We start from the raw sequence: 20930 nt of genomic DNA on the forward strand, positions 1-20930 counted from the left end.
TTTTATTTCATAAATTAAAAAAATGAATAAAACCCATTTTTTATTGCTATTAGTTCCATTTTTCCTGACTTCTTGTTTTAAAAGCGAAAAACAGAGCGAACCAGTTTCTGGAAAAACCAACACCATCTCGGTCATTATTGACGATCAGCTATGGTATGGAGAAGTAGGTGATAGCATCAGAAATAAATTTGCCTCTCCGGTTCTTGGACTTACCCAAGAAGAGCCACTTTTTACCATAAATCAATATCCCGCCAGATTGCTAGAAGGCTTTGTTACAGACAGCCGAAGCATTATTGTGGTAAAAAAAGCCACAACGGATAAATTCGAAATCATTCGGAGCAAAACATTGCCCCACAATACTTTTCGTATTTACGGAAAATCGGTAGACGATATTATCTGCAGTCTCGAATTGAATTCAGCGCAGATCATAAAAATAATTCACGACGCCGAAATTGAAAAAATTCAGGAAGATAACAGCACTTCGTTGTTAAATAAGGCAATTATTAAAAACAAATTCCATATTAATATTCAGATTCCATCAGGATATGAATATATGTTGCATAAAAAGAAATTCATCTGGCTTAAAAAAGAAATCATAAGCGGTAACACCAGTTTATTAATTTACCAGATTCCACTATCTAATTTCAAGAAGAAAAAAGACGTTGTAAATGCCATTGTCAAAATGCGTGATTCAATAGGTAAATATATTCAAGGACGTGAACCCAATACGCAAATGATTACCAGCGAAGCTTACGCTCCTTATTTCTCAAAAATAACTTTAGATAATAAAACGGCTTTCGAAACAAAAGGAACGTGGGAATTGAAAAACGATTTTATGTCGGGGCCTTTTATCAATTATGCCATATTAGATGAAACCTTCAATCGTGTTTTGGTTATAGAAGGTTTCTGTTATTCGCCTTCGCATCAAGAACGTGATCTAATGTTAGAACTTGAAGCCATTATAAAAACAGTTAAAATTGACAAAAGATAGAGTTTCAGGTTTTATTACGTATTCAATAGTTCTCAAAGATTAATAGCGTCCTTTGCGCAAAAACTTTGTGAGCTTTGCGGTTTAATTTGTCTAGTTTATCAACATGAAACCTCAAACTTCAAACTTGAAACAAAAAATTTCGTACTTTTATTCATAACAAACATAAAAACAAATAGTTATGAAAAGATTAACCGCAACCTTAGCAATAATAACCTTGTGTTTTATTTCTTGTAAAAAAGAAGTGAAAGAGGAAACTACAACCTCAGTAGCAACAGATTCTGTTAAAACTGAAGAACCTGTTACCGAAGCGCCATTAGATTCTGCAGCACAAATGAAGGCTTGGCAAGAATATGCAACTCCTAGTAATCCGCATAAAATGCTGGCTGATGAAGTTGGAACTTGGAATTGTGATATGACGTTTTGGTCTGATGCTAATGCAAAACCTGAAAAAGAAACTTCTGTGGCGGAAATTAAAATGATTTTAGGCGGACGCTTTCAAGAAGCAACGTATAAAGGAACTATGATGGGGCAGCCATTTGAAGGCAAAGGCACAGTGGGCTATAATAATGCGAGTAAAGAATACATTTCCACATTTATTGATAATATGGGAACAGGAATGATGGTTGGTAGAGGAAAGTATAACGAAAGTACTAAGAGTATAGAATTTGACGGCGAAATGGCCGATCCAGTAACAGCAAAAAATACAAAGTACAGAGAAGTTTACACCGTTGTAGATGCTAAAACACGAAAAATGGAAATGTTCGACACAAAAAACGGAACAGAATATAAAAGCATGGAAATCGTAATGACGAAAAAATAATTTTCTATTTAGATTCAAAGAAACAAAGTTGCAAAGGCACAAAGGTTTATTTCTGTGAGATATAACTTTGTGTCTTTTTTGATTTCTATAAGAAACTTTAGCGCAATTAAAAAATAATATAACTTAGCGCCTTCGTGCCTTCGCGGCAAAAAGTAAGCAAGAATGGAATTAAAATGGAAAATAAAGCCTTTTGAGGCATTAACTGTTCATGAGTTATATGATTTACTCAAACTAAGAAGTGAAATCTTTGTCGTTGAGCAAAACTGCGTCTATTTAGACCTTGATGGCAAAGACAAGAAAGCTTTGCACTTAATTGGAGAATTTGAAGATAAAATCGTGGCTTATTCACGCTTATTTGATGCTGGAATTAGTTTTGACAATGCTTCTATCGGAAGAGTAGTTGTAGACGCCAATTACAGAGATAGAAAATGGGGACATGAACTAATGCAGGAAGCCGTAGCTGGAATTAAATCTAATTTTGGAAAAGATAAAATTACCATTGGAGCTCAATTATACTTGAAGAAATTCTACGAAAGCCACGGTTTTGTTCAAACCAGCGAAATGTATCTAGAAGATGATATTGAGCATATTGAAATGGTGAGAGAATAATTGAAAATTCAATAAAGCTACAATAAGGAAAAACCTTAGAATCTTAGTAACTCAGCATCTTAGAAGCTTAGAAAAAACTAAATTTTAGTAATCACAAACTCCACTCGCCGATCATAATTATCACCTTTCCCTAAAGGATATCGATTGCCGCATCCAACATAAGTCATACGGCTTTTGGAAATTTTTTTAGACATCAAATAGTGAAAAACCGTTTTGGCACGATTCCAAGAAAGTCTCCTTTCTTTTGTGTCTCTATCAATTCCGTCACTATAAATTTCGGGTGTGCAACAGACATGACCTCTAATCTCAAAATTGAGAGTTCTATGTTTTTGAAGTGTTACTGCAATTTTATCTAGTTCTTTTTTAGAAGTGCTGGTTAGTTTGGCGCTTCCAATATCAAATAAAATAGATTCGAGATAAACCTTGTCACCAACTTTTAGATTGTCTTTGAAAGAAGTATAAACTCCTTTTCCAAAACTATTTTTCTTAACAACGATTAAATCAACCCGCCGATTTCGGAGGCGTGTCTCATACAGATTTTCTACCGTATCTGCTTTTACGATAACACGTCCTTTTCCTTCAAGAATGACAATTTTACTCTGTTTGAATCCTTTCGCGACCAATAGATTCTGAATCGTATTAGCCCGATTGTTAGACAATCTAAAGTTATACTCATCGTTTCCGCGATCATCACAATAGCCATAAATCTGTATAGACTCAACTTTTGCTGTGTCTATGTTTTTTATAAAGTTTGATACAACAGTAATTTGTTTATCTGTCAGATCATACCTGTCAAATTCAAAATAAATAGTTTCAACAGGTTTTTGCTGTGCCGTTACTGTATAAAATGAAAAAAGAGTCAGGGCTAAAGTTATCTTCATTCACTACATTTTTAAAATCGTTTTATATTCTGTTTGGTTATTTAATACGCTAACTGCTCTTTTAATTTCTGAATTGTTTTTTAAATAATACTGATACAAACCTTCCTGATATTGGTATCTTTTAATCAACTCTTCCAAAATCATGTTTTTAATTTCTTTTTGGTTTTTGTCCAGTAAAGTAGTTTCGCTTTTTTCTAAAGCATTCAACAATTGCTGATATTCGGCAGTAATGGTCTCGTCAATTTTTTCTTTTTTAGCTGCTGCTAAAGTGTTTTTCAAAGCCACTTCAGTATCTGTATCGAAAGTGATTTTATTGGTTTTCAAATATTGTTTAAAAGCGGTATAATCTGCATCTGTAATGGTCGGAATTTTATCTCCCAAAGCTGGATTTTTGTAATAATACGTTGTTGCATAATCAAAAACACCATCATTTTTAATCAAAGCAGTTGCAATGGCACTCGTCTTGGTTTCTTCCAATTCAATATCTGGTAAAACTCCTCCACCATCATAAACAGTTCTTCCTTTTCTGGTTTTAAAAGCATTGAAATTTTTAGCATCAGTTTTCTGAGCCACACCATTTTTATCTTTATGCGCATAATCCAAAGCCTGAATACATCTTCCAGAAGGCGTATAATATCTTGAGATCGTTACTTTCAATTGCGTTCCATAAGTTAAATCAACAGAACGCTGAACCAAGCCTTTTCCAAAACTTCTGCTTCCTAAAATAACGGCACGATCCAAATCTTGCAAAGCGCCCGAAACAATTTCAGAAGCCGAAGCACTTCTTCCGTTCACTAAAATTGCCAATGGAATTTCGGTGTCAACAGGTTCTTTCTGTGTTTTATACGTATTGTTGTGTTTTTCAATTCGCGATTTGGTTGTTACGATTACTTCGTTTTTTGGAACAAACAAATTGCAGATATCAATTGCTTCATTCAATAATCCTCCAGGATTTCCTCTTAAATCTAAAACAATCTGTTTGGCTCCATCGGCTTTTAATTTCTCAAGAGCATCTTTAACTTCGGCAGAAGCTTTTCTGCTAAAATGCGCCAAAACAATATATCCTGTTTTATCATCAATTTTTCCGTAAAAAGGAACGGATTTAATATCAACTTCATCCAAAACCAGAACAGTAGTATTTGGTTTTCCCTGACGAAGATATTTGATGTTGATTTTAGTGTTTTTTGTTCCCTTCAATAATTGAGAAGCATCGTCTTTAAAATCAGCAATCAATACATCACCAATTTGGATAATTTCATCACCAGCTTTTAATCCGGCTTTATCAGCGGGATAATTTTTATAAGGTTCACGAACAACTAAGCGGTCATTTTTTCTAGAAATCAGGGCGCCGATTCCAGTATATTCTCCAGTATTATTGATTTTAAAGTTGACAACATCTTGTTCGTTAAAATAAACCGTGTACGGATCTAAACTTCCCAACATACTTTTAATGGCTTTATCCATCAAATCACCAGGATTGGTTTCGTCGACATAATTGGTATTTACGGCTTTAAACAAAGTCGTAAAAATTTCGATCTGTTTGGCAATTTCAAAAAAATCTTCTCTAAAACTGGTTCCAACAAACAACATTCCCGCCGCAGCGACTGGTATAATAAATTTCTTTTTGAAATACGGATACATGATTATTCTTTTTTTCTTCTTTTTAATCTTTTTCTTATAAAATAGGCAAATACACAAAATAGGATAACAAACGGCCAAACGCTGATTAGCGAAATTAAAAAATCAGATAGACTAAAGAATCCCGATTTAACAGCGTTCCAAAGTTTGGAGCCGTAAGATATTTTAATGCCTTCTTTTTCAGCAATAGTTTTATAAAACTCTATTGTAATCGTGCTTTCAGAAACACGGCTTTCTAAATATTTCAACTGACCTTCTTTAGCCTCAATTTCTTCTCGAATAGTTGAAATCTGTTGTTCAATTTCTAAAATCTCACTGACTTTGTTCGCTTTCTTTAAAATTTCAAGATAACGTTCTTCCAGTTTTTTCTTGGTTTTTAATCGTGAAGTTAAATCGATAAATTGTTCTGTGACGTCTTCTGCTGAGATGTTTTTGACTTCAAAATAAGAAACACCTTTAGAAACATCATTTATAAAACGGTCAAAATTCTGGCTTGGTACCTTTACAGTAAGATTTCTAAAGACAGTTCCGTAATCTTTTCCTTCTGAATCGTTTATAATTCTGGCTTTGTTGCTTAAAATTGTTTTTTGAATTTGATTGAAAGTGTTTTCAAGATTATCAGTTTCAAATCGTAATGTCGCTTCCTTTATAATCTTCTGTTCAATTTCTTGTTTGACTTTTACAGGAGGCGCTGCTACTGGATCAGGATCTTTATCACCAGAACTAGCTCCTGCTTTTGGAGGAAGTTTTACCGCTGCAATAGAAATATTTTCTTCATTTGGAGCAGAAGATTTACTACAGCTAGAAAGAATAAAAACAAAAAGTAATAAAAAGAAAAGTTGACGCATAAAATTTCAATTTAGAGCTAAAACTACGATTTTTTTGTCTAACTTGATTAATAATCTTACGTTTTGAAATTTACGCTTCAGTTTTCGTATCAGAATCTTGAGGTTTGTTGATTTGAGAAGAAAATTTCTCAAATAACTGAATCATTTTGGTATTGATTTCTTCGTAAGATAAACGGTCTTTGGTCTGATAGAAAAGCATTATCGAATAGGGCTGATCTAAGTTATCCAAAAGCAAATGTTTGTTCAAACGATACGTTTCTCTTAAAACTCTTTTGAAGTAATTGCGGTCAACAGCTTTCTTGAAGTATTTCTTAGATACCGAAACACCAATTTTAGTCTGCTCTTCTGAATTTTCTTCCGCTTGACGGTAAACCAAACGAAGCGGATATTTGGAAATCGATTTTCCTGCGGAAAACAGTAGTCCAATGGTAGTTTTGCTTTTTAAACGCTCGTTTTTAGGATATGTAAAGTTCATTTATTTCAGAAAAAATTTGCAAATTCTGCTGCAAAGGTACAATTAAACCATAAAAACAGTTATTGTTTTCAATTTTAATAAGGCTAAAAATATATTTACTACTTTTGCGCATTAATTTTTGAAGCATGGAAAAAATTATTTCTTATCCAATATCGGTAATTTATTATTTATTATTTGGTTTATGTTTGGCTGTTTTTCACCCAATTCAGTGGATTTGTTTAAATGTTTTTGGTTACCAGGCTCACAAAAAAAGTGTTGATTATTTAAATTTCTGCCTTTTAAAATGTACCAATCTTGTCGGGACAAGATACACAATTGAAGGCGTGGACACGGTTCCGAAGGGTGTGCCAATTATTTTTGTGGCAAATCACCAAAGTATGTACGATATCGTGGCAATGATTTGGTATTTTAGACGTTTTCATTGTAAATTTGTAAGTAAGAAGGAGTTAGGTAGCGGAATTCCAAGTGTTTCTTATAATTTGAAATACGGAGGATCTGTCTTAATTGACCGAAAAGACCCTAAACAAGCGATACCCGTTATTAAAGGCTTGTCTGAATATATCGAAAAAAACACAAGATCTGCCGTTATTTTTCCAGAAGGGACAAGAAGTAAAACGGGAGTACCAAAAGAATTTGCGCAAAGCGGTTTAAAAATTTTATGCAAATATGCACCATCTGCATATGTTGTACCAGTAAGCATCAATAATTCTTGGAAAATGGTAAAATTTGGTTTTTTTCCTGTTGGTTTAGGAAATCACCTCAAATTTACAGCTCATAAAGCTTTGGCTGTTAAAGATTACAAGTTCGAAGAGCTGATGGAGATAACTGAAAAAGCAGTTAAAGAAGGAATAAATGAATATAAACAGGTTTAAGTTTTAGTCCGAGCTAAAACGTACAACCCAAATCTATAATAAGTAATGTCTATAAAAAACATTAGATTAGAAGTAATGCAGTTTTTGGAAAAAAACGTGGATAGCTTCGTGGAACAGTATTTAATTCCAGTGGAAAAAATTTGGCAGCCGTCGGATTTCTTACCAGATTCTCAAGGAGAAAACTTCTTTGAAGAGGTAAAAGAATTACGTGAGATTGCTAAAGAACTTCCGTACGATTTCTGGGTAACACTTGTTGGTGATACCATCACAGAGGAAGCATTGCCTACATATGAGTCATGGTTAATGGATGTTGAAGGAATAGATCAGCAGGAAGAAGGCCAAGGAAATGGTTGGGCCAAATGGGTGAGACAATGGACTGGAGAAGAAAACCGTCACGGAGATCTTTTAAATAAATACTTGTATTTGTCTGGTCGTGTAAACATGCGTGAAATCGAAATGACGACACAGCATTTAATCAACGACGGTTTTGATATTGGAACTGGAACTGACCCGTACAAAAACTTTGTATACACTAGTTTTCAGGAATTAGCAACTTATGTTTCGCACAATAGAGTAGCTCAGATGGCTAAGAAATTTGGCGACAACAAGTTGTCTAAAATGTGTAAAATGATTGCTGGAGACGAAATGCGTCACCACCATGCATACAGCGAATTTGTAACTAGAATTTTCCAAGTAGATCCTAGCGAAATGATGTTGGCTTTTCAATACATGATGAAGCAGAAAATCGTTATGCCAGCTCATTTCTTGAGAGAATCTGGTCAAAAAATCAGTACAGCTTTCGAACAGTTTTCTGATTCTGCACAACGTATTGGAGTTTACACTGCAAATGATTATGTTGAAATTATGCAGAAATTAATCAATAAATGGGAGATTGATAAAATCTCTAATCTGACTGATGAAGCAGAAAAAGCACGTGACTATTTAATGAAATTGCCTGCGAGAATGGCTAAAATTTCTGAAAGAATCGTTATTCCACAAGAATCGCATATCTTTAAATGGGTTGAACCGGCAAGATTGTAGATTTTAGAATGTAGATTTCAGATTCTTGATTGGAATGTGGAATTTTCGAATTTAGAAATTAAAAAAGCAACATTGTTGCTTTAAAACATATTTGTTGATTGTTGGAGGTTTAAAATCTTTGGCAATCAACATTTTTTATAAACCGTAAAACTTCACTATGAGCGACGCAGCATTAATTATTAAAACCATTGCTTTTGTAAAAGAAAAACTAAACGATGCCGAAGGTGGTCATGATTGGTTTCATATTGAACGTGTTTATAAAAATGCGCTATTGATTGCAAAAGAAACAGAATGCGATCTTACAATTGTGCAATTGGGTGCTTTGCTGCATGATATTGCAGATAGTAAGTTTCATAATGGAGATGAAACTATTGGGCCAAAAATGGCAAGAACGTTTTTAGAAGCCGAAAATGTTTCTGAAGACATAATTGCTCATGTAGTTAAGATCATTGAAAATATCTCTTATAAAGGTGGAAATTTCGAAAAGAAATTCTCTTCTGTCGAATTGGATATTGTTCAAGATGCTGATCGCTTAGATGCAATTGGTGCCATTGGTGTTGCAAGAGCTTTTAATTATGGTGGATTTAAGAACAGAGCTTTACATAATCCAGAAATTGCTCCAGTTACCAATATGACAAAAGAGGAATACAAAAAAAACAATGCGCCAACCATTAATCATTTTTACGAAAAGCTTTTACTGCTAAAAGACAAAATGAATACCGAAAAAGGAAAAGAAATCGCTGCCGAAAGACATCGTTTTATGGAAACTTTCCTTGCTCAGTTTTACGCAGAATGGGAAGGTGTGAAGTAAGATCATGTAATTTATAAAGAAAAAGCAACTCTAGATCTAGAGTCGCTTTTTCTTTATAAGGTGGTTAAATTATTTACAATTTGGTTTTTAAAAGACACCTTATTACAAAAGCACATAAAAATCCAATTGAGAACCATAGTAACCTTGTAATGCTTTTATTTCGAACCATTTCTCTTTTTTCAAACCTTGTCATTTTGAATTTAATTTTGAATGCTCCAAAAGTATCTTTGTAACTTAAATGATAAAGGTCGAAAAAGTCTTTAAAACATTAGAATAAGACATTTTTTAATCACAGTTTTCAGTCTCAGTTTTCAGTCTTTACTATTTAGTATAATCTTTGTTCTTGCCTCTTTAATCTTTACTTTCTAGAACGAACAAATCCCTCAATCGCATTCTTAAACTCTTTGTTCTGCTCGTAATACAAAATATGCCCACCATTAATGATCTTAACTTCTTGATTTGGGAATTTAAACAAACGATAATGTTCTGGGCCAATATTGTTGTCTTTTGTTCCTGAAATTATAAGTGTTGGAACTTTAATCGAAGCTGTCTCTTTTGTAAAATCACTAAAATATAACGGACCACTTAATGCATGTTGCGCAAATGAAGAGTTCCTTTTTTCACTATTATCAATGCTGTCCAGTTTTTCAACAGTTGCTCTATTATCAGAAAGCATTTTATAATCTAGATCTGCTTTTTTAATTTGCTGTTTTGCTTCAAAAAAAGTACTTAGAATTGAATCCTTACTTTTTACTGTAAAATCTTTTCCTAGAGTTTTACCCATAAAAGCAATTTGATTAAGAAGAGAATCATTTATATCCAATGTAGCATTCAATAGAATTAAGCCTTTTACATGTTGAGGATATTTTTCGGCATATTTAGTAGCTAAAATTCCTCCGAAAGAATGCCCAATTACAAACACTTTATCCGTTTTAAGATGAATTCGAATCTCTTCAATATCATCAATCATTCTATCCATGCTGTAATTGTTATCTGCAGGAGATCCAGATCGGCCACAACCTCTTTGGTCGTAATAACACATGGTTAGTTTATCTTCCAGAACATTTCCGCCAAATTCTTCAAAAGATTTGCTCCACGCGCCTGGTCCGCCATGAACAAAAATACAGACATCACCTTTTCCTGAAACTTTCAGAAATAGAGGAACTCCATCTGAAGTTTGAAATGTACGTATAGCATCTTGTTTTGCAATTGTTTTTGTCTGACCAATTCCAATCTGTGTGAAACACAGAAATAGAAAGAAAAGTAAAGGAGTTTTTAGGTTCATTTTTAAAGTTTTTTCTGCTGTTTTAATGGGATAAAATTATAATTAAATCAGCAGAGAAAAAACTAATGATTGTTTTTCATTGTAAAATAGGTAATAATCGTTGCGCAGAAAAAACCGATTGCAAACCATAGCAATCGGGCAACTCTATTGTCTCGAATTACTTCCATTCTATCTTCTGGTGTCATCTTTAATAAATTTAGAAATCAAAAATAATCTTAGAAAATATACCGATAAGCTATTTTAAGTTTTTAAAACAACAGAATAAGACATTTTTCGTCATAAAAAAAAGCCGTTCAAAATGAACAGCTTTTTTTTACTTTGCACCTATGAACCTTTGCACCTTTGTCCCTTTTTAAGAACATCCACAATCAGTTCCGCCACCGCAGTCTTTTTTCTTTTTCGATTTCCAAAAGAATTTTTTAATCAAAAAAGCAACTGCAAATCCTAATATGGCAAAGGCTATTATTTCCTGAAACATAACTTCTTATTTTAAAAGTTGATACGCAATTAATGCGGTAATATAAGCGAGACCACTCATTAAGACCAACTGCATTGCGGGCCATTTCCATGAGTTGGTTTCTTTTTTGGTAATTGCCAATGTACTGGCGCATTGCATCGCAAAAGCATAAAACAGCAATAAAGAGATTCCGGTTGCAAAGTCAAATACTTTTTTTCCGGTATCTGGACGAATTTCTGCTTGCATTTTGCTTTTGATAGTCGATTCGTTATCTGTATCTCCAACACTATAAATGGTTGCCAATGTTCCTACGAAAACCTCACGTGCAGCAAATGAACTAATTAAGGCAATTCCGATTTTCCAATCGTAACCTAAAGGCTGAATAGCTGGTTCGATCGCTCTTCCCATCAATCCAATATAAGAATTCTCTAGTTTTTGAGAATTAACTTCATTTTCAAATTGAGTTTCATCCAAAGTTGTATTAGCAAATCTTTCTTTAACGATTGTTTCGGCTTCATTAAATTCTTTTCCAGGACCGTAAGAAGCCAAAAACCATAAAATAACCGATATTGCCAAGATAATTTTTCCAGCACCAACAACAAATGCTTTTGTTTTCTCTACGACATTGATTCCAACATTTTTTAAAAGTGGCATTTTGTAACTTGGCATCTCAACAACGAAATATGTTTTAGATTGCAGTTTTAAAACTTTATTCAAAATGTAAGCCGATAAAATGGCCATAAAGAACCCTAAAACATAAAGGGACATAAGGGTTAACCCTTGAAGATTTAATACTCCAAAAACTCTTTTGCTCGGAATAACCAACGAGATAATAATCGCATAAACAGGCAATCTTGCTGAACAAGTTGTGAATGGCGTTACCAAAATGGTGATTAAACGTTCTTTCCAGTTTTCGATATTTCGAGTTGCCATAATTGCCGGAATCGCGCAAGCAGTTCCTGAAATTAAAGGCACGACGCTTTTCCCTGAAAGTCCAAATCGACGCATGATTTTATCCATTAAGAATACAACACGGCTCATATAACCGCTTTCTTCTAAAATTGAAATAAATAAAAACAAAAAGGCAATCTGCGGAATGAAAATAATAACTCCGCCAATTCCCGGAATAATTCCCTGCGAAAGCAAATCGGTCAAAATACCGCTTGGAAGTTCTTCTGCAACCCAGCTGCTTAAAGAAGCGAAAGTGCTGTCAATGAAATCCATCGGAATAGTGGACCAGCTGAAAATCGATTGGAAAATCAAAAATAAAATGGCAAAGAAAATAACGTAACCAAAAACTTTATGCGTTAAAATACGATCTAATTTGGCACGAATGTCTTTCGCCATCGAAGCATCAATCTTTAAACCATCTTTTAAAACATCATTGATAAACTGATATCTTTTGATGGTTTCCTTCTGCTGTAAACGTTTTAATTCGGAATGCGATTTGGTAAAAGTGCTTCGTATTTCGTTTCGGTCTAAGTTCAAAAAATTAACATCCTGCGTAATTACCAGCCACAATTTATACATCAATTGGTTTGGAAATGCTTTTTGTAATTTTTCAAAATATTCAGGATCAATTACCGAAGCATTCAAACAAGGTTCGTGAGGAATAATTTTATGAGAAACAATGAGTTCTTTTAATTCTTCAATTCCTAAACCTTTTCTTGAACTTACTAAAGCAATTTTCGTTTTTAATTTTTCTTCTAAATACGGAATATCCAAAGAAATTCCTTTGCGTTCCATACGATCAGACATATTAATGACCAAAATCGTCGGAATTTCAAGATCTTTTATTTGTGTGTAAATCAGTAAATTTCGTTTCAGATTTTCGACATCTGTTACAACTACTGCTACATCTGGATATAATTTGTCGTTTTTATTTAATAAAAGTTCGATTACCACGCTTTCGTCCATAGAACTGGCGTTCAAACTGTAAGTTCCTGGTAAATCTAGAATATTGGCTTTAACATTATTAGGCAGCTTGCAGAAACCCATTTTTTTCTCAACCGTGATTCCAGGGTAATTTCCAACTTGCTGGTTAAGTCCTGTTAATTGATTGAAGACAGAGGTTTTTCCGGTATTTGGATTTCCGATAAGGGCAACATTGATATTCTGAACACTCATTACAAATTGGTTTTGATAATTTCTACTTCAATTTCACGAGCTGTTTCAATTCGGATTGCAACATGAGAACCATTAATGTCTAAATATAATGGGTCACCAAAAGGAGCAACCTGCAATAATTCAACTAAGCTGCCAGGAAGACAACCCATTTCTAATAATTTAAGTGGAATAAGATCGATATCAAAATCTTTGATAATGGCTTTTTCGCCTTTCTTCAGAGTATGTATTGTATTTTGCAAGCTTATTTAGATTGAATTTAGATTGCAAAAGTAGGCAATTATTCTTTATTTCAAGGCATTTAACACTTCGACAAATGCTAAATGTTTCTAAAAATAAGGGATTTTACTCCTGAGAAAGGAATTCGATGTCTTCTAAAAGACGTTTTATGTCTTCTTTATTTGTTCCGTCATAAAAACCTCTAACGCGGCGTTTTTGATCAACTAAAACAAAATTTTCTGTATGCACCATATCATAAAGCTGATCTGGTCTTCCCATTTTTACAGCCAAATACGATTTTCTGGCCATTTTGTAGATTTCTTTTTTGTCGCCCGTAACCAAATTCCATTTACTGTCTACAACACCGTATTTAATAGCATAAGCTTTTAAAACAGAAACACTGTCCACTTCAGGAAAAACGGTATGTGAAAGTAGCATCACTTTTGGATTGTTTAAAACCGCTTTTTGAACATCAACTAAATTGGTTGACATTTTTGGACAGATTGATCCGCAGGTTGTAAAGAAGAAATCTGCAACATAGATTTTTCCTTCGTAATCTTTTTGTGTAATTGTATCACCATTTTGATTGATAAAAGAAAAATCGGCAATAGTGTGGTATTTGCTTTTATATTGAACTGTACTATCCACCAATTCTGGATTTACATCGGCTGGATTGTAAATCGGAAGCGTTTTTTTAGGTTTTAATGCAGAATAAAACAAAGATATCGTAACAACCGAAAACACTATTAATACAATGAAGAATTTGCGGTATTTATATAAAAGCGATTTCATAAAAATAATTTGGCGCAAAAATACAAAAAGCAGATTCTAAAAACTTTACTGGATTATTTTTTTAACAGCCTTTTGTAACTTTTACTAGTATCTGCAGACATATACCTCAATGTTTAAGTTCTATTTGTGAAATTTATCCGTCTTTTTGACTGTACAGTTAGAATTTTAACACAATTTTTGAAATAATAACAATATGTTTGTATTTTCCCTTTAACTATAATTTTTTATGAAAAAACAATTTGCTAAACCTGTGTTTGGTGTGATATCTGCAATGTTTGCAATAACTGCAGCTCAAGCTCAAACAGCGCCAAAAGAGCCAGGTATTAATGTATCTTATATGGATACGAAAATAAGCCCAAGTCAGGATTTTTTCAAATATGTGAACGGCACTTGGCTGGATAAAACAGAAATTCCGAGTGACCGAACTACTTGGGGAAGTTTTAATGAATTAATTAAAAGAACTGACAAAGACGTGATGGAGGTTTTAAAAGAAGCTTCTAAAAACCCGAAGTACAAGTCTAATACAGATCAAGGAAAAGCAGTTAATTTATTCAACACTTATTTGGATTCTGTTGGAAGAAATAAAAAAGGAATCGAGCCTTTAAAACCATATCTGAAAAAAATTGATGCAATTAAAAGTATCGCTGATGTTCAGAAATATTTGGTTGAAATGGAACAAGAAGGAAACGCTGGATTTTTCGGAATTTACATTGGAGCTGATGATAAAGACAGTTCTAAAAACTCTGTAAATTTAAGTCCAAGCCAATTAGGACTTCCTGATAAAGATTACTATACTTCTGAAGATAAAGATTCAAAAGAAAAACGCGCAAAATATGAATTGCATGTTGCAAGAATGCTTCAGTTTATTGGAGAATCTCCAGCAAAAGCAAAACAAAGCGCTACTGAAATTTTAGCTCTTGAAACAGAATTGTCACAGCCAAGATTAAATAGAGTTGAAAGAAGAGACAGCCGTTTGCAATATAATCCAATGACAATTGCCGATCTTCAAAAATTAACTCCAGCTATTAAATGGAATGAATATTTTGCAGGTTTAGGAATCACTAAATTAGATACTGTAATTGTTTCTGAACCTAAATATATGACAGCTTTACAAACTGTTTTCAAAGAAAATAAAGTAGCACAGTGGAAAGAATACCTGAAATGGGATTTGATTAACAGTGCTGCAAGTAAGCTGACAACCGAAATTGATAATGCTAATTTTGATTTCTACAGCAAAACTTTAAGAGGTGCAATAAAACAGCTTCCGTCTGAAGAAAGAGCACTTAATGTGGTTAACGGAAATGTTGGTGAAGCTCTTGGAAAACTTTATGTAGAAAAAGTTTTTCCAGCTGAAGCTAAAACAAAAGCGGTTGATATGATTCATAATGTTATTACGGCTTACCAAAATCGTATTAACAATTTAACTTGGATGTCTAAAGACACTAAGGCAAAAGCAATTGAAAAGCTAAACAAAATAACTATTAAAGTAGGATATCCTGATAAATGGAAAGATTACTCAGCTTTAGAAATTAAAAGCATTGCAGAAGGAGGAAGCTATTTTGAAAATACTAAAAGCTTAGCGCAATGGAGATTTAAGAAAAGCGTAGATAAATTGTCTAAACCAGTTGATAAAACAGAATGGCATATGTCTCCGCAAACTGTAAATGCTTATTATAATCCATCTTATAACGAAATTGTATTCCCAGCTGCAATCCTTCAACCACCTTTCTATAATTATCAAGCTGATGAAGCAGTTAATTATGGTGGAATTGGTGCAGTAATCGGACACGAGATTTCTCACGGATTTGATGATTCTGGAGCACGTTACAATGCTGAAGGAAATTTAGTGGATTGGTGGACAGAAGATGATTTAAAACAGTTTACAGCTTTAGGAAATGATTTAGCAAATCAATATAGTGCTCTTGAGCCATTGCCAGGTATTCATGTTGATGGTCATTTTACATTAGGTGAAAATATTGGAGATTTGGGTGGAATTAATGCTGCATTTGACGGTCTGCAATTGTATTTGAAACAACACGGAAATCCAGGTTTAATTGACGGATTTACTCCTGAACAGCGTTTCTTTATTTCTTGGGCTACTGTTTGGAGAACAAAATCTAGAGATGAAGCAATCAAAAATCAAGTAAAAACAGATCCGCACTCACCAGGAATGTACAGAGCTTATGTGCCAATTCAAAATGTTGATGCTTTCTATAAAGCATTTGATATTAAGAAAGGTGATAAGATGTATGTTGAACCAGAAAAACGAGTTAAAATCTGGTAATATATTTTAATGATAAAAAAAGGAGGTTCCGATATTCGGAACCTCCTTTTTTGCTTTATTATTTTTAGATAATCAAACGATGTTCCGTAGGAACATTTTATCGGTAGAAAAAAAATATTGGCATCCCGTTTTTTACGTTCCGTAGGAACGTTTGATTTTGACGTAAATTTTAACAATGCAGCATATCAAACGTTCCTACGGAACGTAAATGCTAAATAACATCATTTTCTACTATCGATGAAATGTTGCTACGGAACATCTTGTAATTATTTTAAATTACTGTAGATGTAAGCTTCAATAGCTTTCAATTCTTCATCAGACATGGCTTGCGTTATGGCAAAATTGGTTTTCATAACCTCAAACTGACTTGGATCAACAATTGGTTCTGCATTTCCTTTCAGGAAAGTAACGATATCGCCATTTTTATCTTTATAGATTTTAGCAATTTCTTTAATGCTTGGTCCAACCACTTTTTGATCCGGCTGATGGCAAGCAAAACAATTTCCAGTTCCTTCAAAAAGTTGTTTTCCTAGTTCTTCTGGACTTTTGGCTTTCGCCGATTCTCCTTCAGAAACAGATTCGGTTGTTGTGTTTGTTGGTTCAGAAGTTTCTTTTTTGCAAGAAGCCAATGCTAAAACTGCAGATAGGAATAATACCTTTTTCATGTTTTTAGATTTTATTCAATTGTAATTCTGTCATTATTTGTTGAAGGCTGCGAAATAACCAGAAAATCTAATTGTTCTTGACTTTCATTAGCAATATAATGCTGTGTTTTCGCCTCAATCAATAAACCTTGATTTGCATTTACAATTTCAGTTTTTTCTCCGTGATAAAAAGTTGCTGTGCCTTTTAGAATAAAAAAGAACTGCTGTGCATGATTATGAAAATGCAGTTTTTCTTTGGTTCCCCTTGGCATGCTTTCTTGTTTAACAGATAACCCTTCAGCATCTGCCAAAATCCAGCTGTCGCAATTGTCTCCCCATAAATAATGAGAAGCATTTTGTTTATCTACGATCATTTTATTTGTTTAATAAAATTGCCGCTTCTTTTGCGAAGTATGTCGAAATAAGATTAGCGCCCGAACGTTTGATGCACATTAACTGTTCCATCATAATTTTATCGTGATCCAGCCAACCTCTTTCAGATGCCGCTTTAATCATAGCATATTCTCCAGAAACTTGATAAACGGTTACAGGAACATGTACGGTATTTTTTATTTCGCGAACAATATCTAAATAAGCAATTCCTGGTTTTACCATAACCATATCTGCGCCTTCTTCTACGTCAGACAAAGCTTCTTTAATTGCTTCGATACGGTTTGCATAATCCATTTGATATGTTTTTTTGTCTTTTGGAACCACAACATCAGCTTCTCTTGGAGCCGAATCTAAAGCATCTCTAAATGGACCGTAAAAAGCTGAAGCATATTTAGCAGAATAACTCATGATTCCAACATTCTGAAATCCTGCCGCATCCAAACCTTCGCGAAGGCGTAAAACACGTCCGTCCATCATATCACTTGGTGCAACAAAATCGGCACCAGCTTCTGCGTGCGAAACAGCCATTTTTACTAAAGCATCAACTGTACTGTCATTTTCTACATCACCATTTGTTATGATTCCGTCATGACCATAAATAGAATATGGATCCAAAGCCACATCTGGCATAACGATCATTTCTGGACAAGCCGCTTTTATAGCACGAATTGCCTGCTGCATTAATCCGTTAGCATTCCATGCTTCTTTACCAGTATTGTCTTTTAGATTTTCGCTAACTTTTACATAAATGTTAACGGCGCGAATTCCTAAATCAAAAAGTTCTTTTACTTCTTCAACTGTTAAATCTATTGATCTTCTGAAAATTCCTGGCATTGATGGAATTTCGACTTTTACATTTTCTCCTTCAGCAATAAACATTGGAAACATAAAATCCGATGGACTTAAACTGGTTTCACGAACTAAAGAACGAATTGATTCATTTACTCTTAATCTTCTGCCTCTTTGTAATGGGAACATATAAATTTAGATTTTAGATTTTAGATTTCAGATTTTAATCTGAATTTGAAAACAGATTGATAAATCCTTATTCTAAAACTGCAGTTGTTTTTATTTTTTTTTTGAAGTTTATCTCACTTTTTAATGAGTGGCGCAAAGTTAAAGAAAAAGGAACAGAATAAGGCGTTTAGCTTGCTTCAGAATCCGTTAATATTATCTAAAAATTAGATTTTTATTGTTTGAATCATATCATGGTTTTTCAGAATATTCCATCTAAATTTGCAAAATGAAGAAAATTCTCGCTTTATTTTGCTGTCTGCTCTTAACGAGCTGTTTTGAGATTACCGAAAGAATCAAACATCACGACGATCAAAGTGGTGAATACACGCTAATGATTGACTTTTCGAAATCCTGGTTTAAGACCAAATCGGCTATTTGGCTGGAAGAAGTTGATGGTGTGAAAATTCCGAACGAACAGGAAATCACTGCAAAACTCAATGACTTTAAAGAAAAAGCGTTGAAGATTGGAGGAATCTCAAACGTTTCTACAAAAACAGATTTTCAAAATTACGTTTTCATTATCAAACTTAATTATGCCAATTTAAAAGCGCTAAACGCGGTTGTAAATACGATAAACAATCAGCGTGATCAGATTCACTTTAGCGGAAGCAGCAAAACTTTTGAAAGAATTGCTTCTTATCCAATTCCCGAAAAAGTGGTAAACGACCCGAAGAAAAAGAAAGATCTGGAAGAAGCCAGCATTATTTCTATTTATACTTTCGATAAAGATATTCTGGCAGTAGACAATGTGAACAGTCAGATTTCAAAAAATAAAAAAACGGTTTTTTTAAAACAAAGTATGTACAGCGTATTTAAGAAATCGACCTTAATGAATAATACAATCCAATTAACGCCTTGATTTTATGAAGTACATTTACACTCTAGTTTTTCTATTTACCGCATATTTTACTTTTGGACAAACGAGTCCAGACAAATACGATTATTTTGTTCAGTTTAACGGAAATCAGCTTTCTAAAAAAGTCAGCATAAATGAAGTACTGAACCATTCAATTATTACTAAATACACTAGTAAAAAACCTGATTTTGATCTTCGTCAATATACTTCGATTATTCAATTGGATCAAAAAATTACGGTTCATGGGAATTTCTTAGATAGCGTTCCGTTTTATCAGGTTACCATTCCGATAAAAAACAAAGAAGCAGTAAGACAATATCTGATTGAAAAACAAGGCGCAAACGGAAAGAATAGTACAATTGAAGAATTCGGGAAATATGCTGTTTTTACACCAAGCGGTTTAAAAAGATCATTTGTGTGGAATGATAATTATTTGGTCATATTTGAATTGACAAAAAGACTTCCAACTAAGTTTTATGCTACTCCAGAGGGGCCTCCTGTTTTAAACGATTCAATAGGAATTTCAGAGCCGTATGAAGAAACGGTAATTGTAGAAGCGCCAAATCCGCCAAAAATAGCCGAACCGTCTGTAATGCGTGATGAGCCGATGGTGGTTGATGTGCCAGCAGGATCAATAGAAACAACAAACCAAGACTATTTGTACGATGGAAATCCTTATGAAGAATATACGGCAGAGCAAGCAGAGTTTGATAAAAAACTAGCCGAGCAGCAAAGAGAAATCATAAAAGGTTTATTTGAGAATGGTTTTACTGCACCAAGTTTTTCAAAAATAAATGCTTCGGCAGATATTTCGACTTGGGTAAATTACAGCGGATTGATGTCTAGCTTTTATTCTTTATACAATTATCCTTTAGCATTATTTGGAGGTTATGATAAATACTTGCCAATGCAGAAGAACTTTGGAAATTTTATAAAAGGCATTAATCTAGATTTTTATTTTGATAATGATAATTCCCGAATTGAAGAGGTGGTTGAATATGCTCCAGAAATTGCAAGTGTTGTAAGCAAAATTAGTGATAGAAAAATCAATAAAAATATCTTTAATTATTTCCCTGCAGAAAAACCTCTAGGATACATTTCATATCACGCCAATACAAAAGCGGCACTTGAAAACTTTCCGTCATTGATGTCAGAATTATTTCAAAATCCAAAATTTGCGAAAGAAGATATTACGCTAATTACAGATTTGATTTCTACAATTGTTGACGAAGAGGCCACAGCAAAGCTTTTTGATGGCGATTTAAGCGCTTTTTTATATGATGTGAAAGAAGTTGAGGTATTGAGTAAAAAATACGGTTATGATGAGAATTACGAAGAGAAAATTACTGAAGAGATAGTGAAAAAAGAAATTCCATTGTTTTCTGTGATTTTTACTTCTACACACCCAACATTTGGAGATAAATTATTGCAATTGGGTGTTCGCAAAAAAGTATTGATCCCAAATGGAAATTCATATATTGTTGCAGGTACACAAGATTATGGTGATGTTTTTATTGTAAAAGACAAAGACGTAGTAATTGTTGCCAATACAAAAGATTATTTTGGTTCAGAAAAAGGAGCTTTTGCAAAAGACACGAAGAAAGATTTGAGCAAAAATTACATTTCTGGAAAACTAGATATTGCACAAACCGTGAAAACATTCGGTAAGAAAGCAAAAGATTCAGAGTTGGATCGAATGACTAAAATTTCATCTCAGTTTTCAGATATTTCTATAGAATCTCCTAAAAAGCTAATCGACAATAAATTGAAATTCGTTTTTAAATTAAACTCTTTTAAGTCTGATAAAAACATTATTCTACAGATATTAGATTTAGCCGAAGAAATGACTTCTAAGTAATTGAAAAGAAAAATC

At 33.5% G+C, this 20930-nt stretch carries 22 protein-coding genes; 9 read left to right on the forward strand and 13 right to left on the reverse strand.

Annotated elements, in window-relative coordinates; genetic code table 11:
- Positions 1-22: 22 nt before the first annotated feature.
- The 3 genes from LPB248_RS11435 (at position 23) to LPB248_RS11445 (ending at position 2420) form a co-directional block, all read left to right on the forward strand.
- Positions 23-991, forward strand: coding sequence for a DUF4837 family protein (locus LPB248_RS11435; protein ID WP_177211547.1), 969 nt, complete (start codon positions 23-25; stop codon positions 989-991).
- Positions 992-1169: 178 nt separating this feature from the next.
- Positions 1170-1811 (forward strand): DUF1579 domain-containing protein, encoded by a 642-nt coding sequence (locus LPB248_RS11440; RefSeq protein WP_177211548.1) that lies wholly within the window; start codon positions 1170-1172, stop codon positions 1809-1811.
- Positions 1812-1973: 162 nt separating this feature from the next.
- The gene (locus LPB248_RS11445) at positions 1974-2420 is read left to right on the forward strand and encodes a GNAT family N-acetyltransferase (RefSeq protein ID WP_177211549.1); all 447 of its coding nucleotides are present in this window, start codon (positions 1974-1976) and stop codon (positions 2418-2420) included.
- Between the two features lie 77 nt (positions 2421-2497).
- Here the strand turns inward: LPB248_RS11445 and LPB248_RS11450 are convergent, their stop codons facing one another.
- The 4 genes from LPB248_RS11450 to rnpA all read right to left on the reverse strand — a co-directional run bounded on the left by LPB248_RS11450 (position 2498) and on the right by rnpA (position 6262).
- Entirely contained in the window at positions 2498-3301 is an 804-nt protein-coding gene (locus LPB248_RS11450) for an OmpA family protein (protein ID WP_177211550.1), read from the reverse strand.
- A gap of 3 nt (positions 3302-3304) precedes the next feature.
- Positions 3305-4942, reverse strand: coding sequence for a S41 family peptidase (locus tag LPB248_RS11455; protein WP_177211551.1), 1638 nt, complete (start codon positions 4940-4942; stop codon positions 3305-3307).
- Positions 4943-4944: 2 nt separating this feature from the next.
- Positions 4945-5787, reverse strand: coding sequence for a DUF4349 domain-containing protein (locus LPB248_RS11460; protein ID WP_177211552.1), 843 nt, complete (start codon positions 5785-5787; stop codon positions 4945-4947).
- Between the two features lie 70 nt (positions 5788-5857).
- On the reverse strand, positions 5858-6262 hold the full coding sequence (rnpA, locus tag LPB248_RS11465) for a ribonuclease P protein component (RefSeq protein WP_177211553.1): 405 nt from the start codon (positions 6260-6262) through the stop codon (positions 5858-5860).
- Positions 6263-6387: 125 nt separating this feature from the next.
- On the opposite strand from rnpA, the gene LPB248_RS11470 reads away from it, so the two are divergent.
- The 3 genes from LPB248_RS11470 (at position 6388) to LPB248_RS11480 (ending at position 8986) form a co-directional block, all read left to right on the forward strand.
- Positions 6388-7134, forward strand: coding sequence for a lysophospholipid acyltransferase family protein (locus tag LPB248_RS11470; RefSeq protein WP_177211554.1), 747 nt, complete (start codon positions 6388-6390; stop codon positions 7132-7134).
- A 45-nt stretch (positions 7135-7179) separates the two neighbouring features.
- A complete protein-coding gene (locus LPB248_RS11475) occupies positions 7180-8175 on the forward strand; it encodes an acyl-ACP desaturase (protein WP_177211555.1) in 996 nt (331 codons plus the stop codon).
- Positions 8176-8332: 157 nt separating this feature from the next.
- Positions 8333-8986 (forward strand): HD domain-containing protein, encoded by a 654-nt coding sequence (locus LPB248_RS11480; protein ID WP_177211556.1) that lies wholly within the window; start codon positions 8333-8335, stop codon positions 8984-8986.
- 358 nt (positions 8987-9344) lie between these two features.
- On the opposite strand, the gene LPB248_RS11485 is transcribed toward LPB248_RS11480, so the two are convergent.
- The 6 genes from LPB248_RS11485 to LPB248_RS11505 all read right to left on the reverse strand — a co-directional run bounded on the left by LPB248_RS11485 (position 9345) and on the right by LPB248_RS11505 (position 13863).
- Positions 9345-10271 (reverse strand): alpha/beta fold hydrolase, encoded by a 927-nt coding sequence (locus LPB248_RS11485; protein WP_177211557.1) that lies wholly within the window; start codon positions 10269-10271, stop codon positions 9345-9347.
- A 62-nt stretch (positions 10272-10333) separates the two neighbouring features.
- The gene (locus LPB248_RS17070) at positions 10334-10456 is read right to left on the reverse strand and encodes a hypothetical protein (protein ID WP_255462931.1); all 123 of its coding nucleotides are present in this window, start codon (positions 10454-10456) and stop codon (positions 10334-10336) included.
- Positions 10457-10623: 167 nt separating this feature from the next.
- Positions 10624-10749 (reverse strand): FeoB-associated Cys-rich membrane protein, encoded by a 126-nt coding sequence (locus tag LPB248_RS11490; RefSeq protein WP_177211558.1) that lies wholly within the window; start codon positions 10747-10749, stop codon positions 10624-10626.
- Positions 10750-10755: 6 nt separating this feature from the next.
- Positions 10756-12855: a ferrous iron transport protein B gene (gene feoB, locus LPB248_RS11495; protein WP_177211559.1), complete on the reverse strand. Its 2100-nt coding sequence runs from the start codon at positions 12853-12855 to the stop codon at positions 10756-10758.
- A complete protein-coding gene (locus LPB248_RS11500; RefSeq protein WP_177211560.1) occupies positions 12855-13094 on the reverse strand; it encodes a ferrous iron transport protein A in 240 nt (79 codons plus the stop codon). Before LPB248_RS11500 ends, feoB begins: the two co-directional genes overlap by 1 nt.
- A gap of 103 nt (positions 13095-13197) precedes the next feature.
- Positions 13198-13863: an SCO family protein gene (locus tag LPB248_RS11505; protein WP_177211561.1), complete on the reverse strand. Its 666-nt coding sequence runs from the start codon at positions 13861-13863 to the stop codon at positions 13198-13200.
- 226 nt (positions 13864-14089) lie between these two features.
- Here LPB248_RS11505 and LPB248_RS11510 point away from each other — a divergent pair, with 226 nt between their 5' ends.
- Entirely contained in the window at positions 14090-16147 is a 2058-nt protein-coding gene (locus tag LPB248_RS11510; protein ID WP_177211562.1) for a M13 family metallopeptidase, read from the forward strand.
- Positions 16148-16413: 266 nt separating this feature from the next.
- Here the strand turns inward: LPB248_RS11510 and LPB248_RS11515 are convergent, their stop codons facing one another.
- From LPB248_RS11515 to hemB, 3 genes are read right to left on the reverse strand one after another with little or no spacing between them, the layout of a single operon-like run.
- On the reverse strand, positions 16414-16812 hold the full coding sequence (locus tag LPB248_RS11515) for a c-type cytochrome (RefSeq protein ID WP_177211563.1): 399 nt from the start codon (positions 16810-16812) through the stop codon (positions 16414-16416).
- A gap of 11 nt (positions 16813-16823) precedes the next feature.
- Positions 16824-17165 carry a cupin domain-containing protein gene (locus tag LPB248_RS11520; RefSeq protein ID WP_177211564.1) on the reverse strand — a complete coding sequence of 114 codons (342 nt, stop codon included), beginning with the start codon at positions 17163-17165 and terminating at the stop codon, positions 16824-16826.
- 1 nt (position 17166) lies between these two features.
- Positions 17167-18162: a porphobilinogen synthase gene (hemB, locus tag LPB248_RS11525; RefSeq protein ID WP_177211565.1), complete on the reverse strand. Its 996-nt coding sequence runs from the start codon at positions 18160-18162 to the stop codon at positions 17167-17169.
- A gap of 265 nt (positions 18163-18427) precedes the next feature.
- On the opposite strand from hemB, the gene LPB248_RS11530 reads away from it, so the two are divergent.
- A complete protein-coding gene (locus LPB248_RS11530) occupies positions 18428-19060 on the forward strand; it encodes a hypothetical protein (protein WP_177211566.1) in 633 nt (210 codons plus the stop codon).
- 4 nt (positions 19061-19064) lie between these two features.
- Positions 19065-20915, forward strand: a complete 1851-nt coding sequence (locus LPB248_RS11535; protein ID WP_177211567.1) for a hypothetical protein — start codon at positions 19065-19067, stop codon at positions 20913-20915.
- The last annotated feature ends 15 nt before the right edge of the window (positions 20916-20930 follow it).

The organism is Flavobacterium sp. LPB0248 (genome assembly GCF_013388355.1).
In the GTDB taxonomy this organism is placed as follows: domain Bacteria; phylum Bacteroidota; class Bacteroidia; order Flavobacteriales; family Flavobacteriaceae; genus Flavobacterium.

Bases quoted from the DNA above. Each gene is read 5' to 3' on its own strand.
- LPB248_RS17070 (WP_255462931.1), bottom strand. From the start codon at position 10,456: ATGACACCAGAAGATAGAATGGAAGTAATTCGAGACAATAGAGTTGCC.
- LPB248_RS11445 (WP_177211549.1), top strand. From the start codon at position 1,974: ATGGAATTAAAATGGAAAATAAAGCCTTTTGAGGCATTAACTGTTCAT.
- LPB248_RS11520 (WP_177211564.1), bottom strand. From the start codon at position 17,165: ATGATCGTAGATAAACAAAATGCTTCTCATTATTTATGGGGAGACAAT.
- LPB248_RS11460 (WP_177211552.1), bottom strand. From the start codon at position 5,787: ATGCGTCAACTTTTCTTTTTATTACTTTTTGTTTTTATTCTTTCTAGC.
- LPB248_RS11530 (WP_177211566.1), top strand. From the start codon at position 18,428: ATGAAGAAAATTCTCGCTTTATTTTGCTGTCTGCTCTTAACGAGCTGT.
- LPB248_RS11515 (WP_177211563.1), bottom strand. From the start codon at position 16,812: ATGAAAAAGGTATTATTCCTATCTGCAGTTTTAGCATTGGCTTCTTGC.
- LPB248_RS11455 (WP_177211551.1), bottom strand. From the start codon at position 4,942: ATGTATCCGTATTTCAAAAAGAAATTTATTATACCAGTCGCTGCGGCG.
- LPB248_RS11450 (WP_177211550.1), bottom strand. From the start codon at position 3,301: ATGAAGATAACTTTAGCCCTGACTCTTTTTTCATTTTATACAGTAACG.
- LPB248_RS11490 (WP_177211558.1), bottom strand. From the start codon at position 10,749: ATGTTTCAGGAAATAATAGCCTTTGCCATATTAGGATTTGCAGTTGCT.
- LPB248_RS11470 (WP_177211554.1), top strand. From the start codon at position 6,388: ATGGAAAAAATTATTTCTTATCCAATATCGGTAATTTATTATTTATTA.
- feoB (WP_177211559.1), bottom strand. From the start codon at position 12,855: ATGAGTGTTCAGAATATCAATGTTGCCCTTATCGGAAATCCAAATACC.
- hemB (WP_177211565.1), bottom strand. From the start codon at position 18,162: ATGTTCCCATTACAAAGAGGCAGAAGATTAAGAGTAAATGAATCAATT.
- LPB248_RS11435 (WP_177211547.1), top strand. From the start codon at position 23: ATGAATAAAACCCATTTTTTATTGCTATTAGTTCCATTTTTCCTGACT.
- LPB248_RS11510 (WP_177211562.1), top strand. From the start codon at position 14,090: ATGAAAAAACAATTTGCTAAACCTGTGTTTGGTGTGATATCTGCAATG.
- LPB248_RS11535 (WP_177211567.1), top strand. From the start codon at position 19,065: ATGAAGTACATTTACACTCTAGTTTTTCTATTTACCGCATATTTTACT.
- LPB248_RS11440 (WP_177211548.1), top strand. From the start codon at position 1,170: ATGAAAAGATTAACCGCAACCTTAGCAATAATAACCTTGTGTTTTATT.
- LPB248_RS11485 (WP_177211557.1), bottom strand. From the start codon at position 10,271: ATGAACCTAAAAACTCCTTTACTTTTCTTTCTATTTCTGTGTTTCACA.
- LPB248_RS11505 (WP_177211561.1), bottom strand. From the start codon at position 13,863: ATGAAATCGCTTTTATATAAATACCGCAAATTCTTCATTGTATTAATA.
- LPB248_RS11475 (WP_177211555.1), top strand. From the start codon at position 7,180: ATGTCTATAAAAAACATTAGATTAGAAGTAATGCAGTTTTTGGAAAAA.
- LPB248_RS11480 (WP_177211556.1), top strand. From the start codon at position 8,333: ATGAGCGACGCAGCATTAATTATTAAAACCATTGCTTTTGTAAAAGAA.
- rnpA (WP_177211553.1), bottom strand. From the start codon at position 6,262: ATGAACTTTACATATCCTAAAAACGAGCGTTTAAAAAGCAAAACTACC.